The sequence below is a fragment of the Candidatus Thioglobus sp. genome (assembly GCA_028228555.1).
Taxonomy (GTDB): Bacteria; Pseudomonadota; Gammaproteobacteria; order PS1; family Pseudothioglobaceae; genus Thioglobus_A.
This window is the reverse complement of record JAOJBP010000025.1, coordinates 1-3117: the sequence shown is the minus strand read 5'-3', so window position 1 is coordinate 3117 and position 3117 is coordinate 1. Positions and strand designations below refer to the sequence as shown.

At 36.5% G+C, this 3117-nt stretch carries 3 protein-coding genes; 1 reads left to right on the top strand and 2 read right to left on the bottom strand.

The window, feature by feature from the left end:
* Positions 1-295, bottom strand: a 295-nt coding sequence (locus N9Y32_06925) for a ribulose bisphosphate carboxylase small subunit (GenBank protein ID MDB2590740.1), incomplete at its 3' end; no start/stop codon positions are given.
* Positions 296-324: 29 nt separating this feature from the next.
* Positions 325-1743, bottom strand: coding sequence for a form I ribulose bisphosphate carboxylase large subunit (locus N9Y32_06920; protein ID MDB2590739.1), 1419 nt, complete (start codon positions 1741-1743; stop codon positions 325-327).
* 365 nt (positions 1744-2108) lie between these two features.
* Here N9Y32_06920 and N9Y32_06915 point away from each other — a divergent pair, with 365 nt between their 5' ends.
* Entirely contained in the window at positions 2109-2900 is a 792-nt protein-coding gene (locus N9Y32_06915; GenBank protein ID MDB2590738.1) for a dienelactone hydrolase family protein, read from the top strand.
* Positions 2901-3117: the final 217 nt, after the last annotated feature.

Here is a 3117-nt window from a genome sequence, read left to right as displayed (position 1 = left end):
TTTGTGAATAATTATCATAACCAAGTAAACGAACGTGATGGTTAGGATATTCTCTATGACAAGCTTCTAGCTCTGCTATAACTACGTCAACTGATTGCTCACCAAACATTGGTAACTTCCACATATACCAGTAATAAGTCATAGAACGTGATGGCTCTACATGCTCAATTGCTGGATTCCATCCATTGTTAATGATGAACTGAATGTGTTGTCTTGTTTGATCAGGTGTCATCTGTGGTAAGTATGAAAAAGTTTCAAACTTAGGTTCAGATTTATAATCTTGCATATCACTCATAATAATTCCTCTTTTTTATATTAAACCAATTAACGGTTAGCGCCGTCTAGTTTATCAACTGTATCAAATTCAAACTTAATTTCTTTCCATGTTTCCATAGCAATTTTAAGTTCTGGACTATGTGCAGCAGCAGCTTCCATTACAGCTTTACCTTCACGCTCTACATCAATACCACGGTTACGTGCATCAACACAAGCTTCTAGTGCAACACGGTTTGCATGAGCACCGGCCGCATTACCCCATGGGTGTCCTAATGTACCACCACCAAACTGTAGTACTGAGTCATCACCAAAAATAGCAACTAATGCTGGCATGTGCCATACGTGAATACCACCAGATGCTACCGGCATTGTGCCAGGCATTGAACCAAAGTCTTGGTCAAAGAAAATACCACGACTACGATCTTCTGGAATAAATGATTCGCGCATTAGATCAATCCAACCTAATGTTGCTTCACGATCACCCTCTAGTTTACCAACAACGGTACCTGAGTGCATATGGTCACCACCTGATAAACGTAATGTCTTAGCTAAGACTCGGAAATGGATACCATGATGTGGATTACGATCAACTACAGCATGCATTGCACGGTGAATATGAAGTAATACACCATTCTTTGCACACCAGCGAGCTAGACCTGTATTTGCACAGAAGCCACCAGTAAAGAAGTCATGCATAATAATTGGAGAACCAATTTCTTTTGCAAATTCAGCACGCTCATACATTTCCTCTGGAGATGCTGCTGTAACGTTTAAATAGTGACCTTTACGCTCACCTGTCTCTACTTCCGAAGTTTCAATAGCATCTTGACAGAATAAGAAACGATCGCGCCAGCGCATAAACGGCTGAGAGTTCACATTTTCATCATCCTTAGTAAAGTCTAAACCACCGCGTAAACATTCATATACTGCACGACCATAGTTCTTAGCTGATAAACCAAGTTTTGGTTTAATTGTACAACCCAACATTGGACGACCATATTTGTTCATCTTATCACGCTCTACCTGGATACCATGTGGAGGACCATTACATGTCTTAACATAAGCAAGTGAGAATCTAATATCTTCTAAACGAAGTGCACGTACTGCCTTGAAACCAAATACATTACCAACTAATGAAGTTAATACGTTCACAATAGAACCTTCTTCAAATAAGTCAATTGGATATGCGATGAATGCGTAGTAACAACTATCATCTCCTGGAACATCTTCAATACGGTAACAACGGCCACGGTAATAGTCCATGTCTGTTAATAAGTCAGTCCAAACCGTTGTCCATGTACCAGTTGATGATTCAGCAGCAACCGCAGCAGCAGCTTCTTCACGATCAATACCTGGTTGTGGTGTGATCTTAAAACAAGCCAATAAGTCCGAATCTAATGGGACATAATCTGGTTGCCAGTAAGTTTCGCGGTAGTCCTTTACACCCGCTTCATATTTCTTGGCCATACAGCCTCCTTCTTTAAAAAAATTAATGTAATTTCAAAATGTTTAGCAATCATACAATATGTTTTCTAATATTAACAATAATATTTATTTATAAAATCATAATATTTTATTATTATTGTTCTTATGTTTAGAAAAATATTGTTTATCAAATTATTTTAAATAATGTCACAACTTGTGCATTATATTTTTAATATTAGTAACTGCCCATAAGTAATACTTATATTGCTAATGACTTCTAGAATAACGCCTAGTCAGTTTAAAACTACTTGCACCTGAAGGTTTTTTTTGTTGAAAATAATTGCAAAAAAAAACATTGCCCATCAAAAGAAGTCTATTATAAAATCATAATTTTAAAGGAAACTATTATGAAATATTTTAAACTTTTACTTGTATCCCTTTCTTTATTTTCTCTTACCTCAAATGCGGCCTTAAAAACTGAAGAAGTATCTTATAAAAATGACTCGATTAACATGAAAGGCTTTATTGCTTATGATGACTCAATTTCGGGAAAGCGCCCTGGTGTTATTATTGTTCATGAATGGTGGGGGCATACCGACTACACTAGAGATAGAGCTAAAATGCTTGCTGAATTAGGCTATACAGCCATTTCTCTTGATATGTATGGTGATGGAAAAACCGCTGATCATCCAAAAGATGCAAAGAGTTTTGCGATGGAAGCTAAACAAAATATGGATGTTGCTCAAGCTAGATTTGAAGCAGGCATGAATGTTTTAAAAAATCATAATACCGTCAATCCTTCTCAAATATCAGCATTGGGCTATTGTTTTGGTGGGGGTATTGTTCTTGATATGCTTAGACGAGGTGTTGAACTTGACCTTGCAGGTGTTTTTCATGGTGGTTTAAAAACCAAAAGTCCTGCTAAATCAGGCAGCCTTTTAGGGACTAAAGTCATGGTTTTTAATGGTGCAGATGATCAATCAATTAAGCTTAAACATGTTCAAGATTTTATGAGTGAAATGACTAACGCGAAAGCTGATTTGACAGTTGTTAATTATCCAGATACAGTTCATGCGTTTACCAACCCTGAAGCAACAGATTTAGGCAAAAAATTTAATTTTGGGAATTTAAGGTACAATCCAGAAGCTGATAATGATTCTTGGTCAAAATTTACCAACAGTTTAGCGGAGTTGTATTAATTAATTAATTTTAATAACCTGCCAAAATATATACTAAAAAAAAGCCCGATAAAACCGGGCTTTTTTTATATTAATTTTTAGGGTTTGACTTTACTTATCGCCGCTGGTGTTAACACCAATAATCTTATAAAGAAGGCAAAAATTAACTAATGCCGTGGCTATTAAAACAACGCCAACCCAACCCCATAATGGAAGATTACCTGAAGCAGTTGCAATA

What these genes read in the sequence shown, in the direction of transcription:
- N9Y32_06915 (MDB2590738.1), top strand. Translation starts at nt 2,109, where the DNA reads ATGAAATATTTTAAACTTTTACTTGTATCCCTTTCTTTATTTTCTCTT.
- N9Y32_06920 (MDB2590739.1), bottom strand. Translation starts at nt 1,743, where the DNA reads ATGGCCAAGAAATATGAAGCGGGTGTAAAGGACTACCGCGAAACTTAC.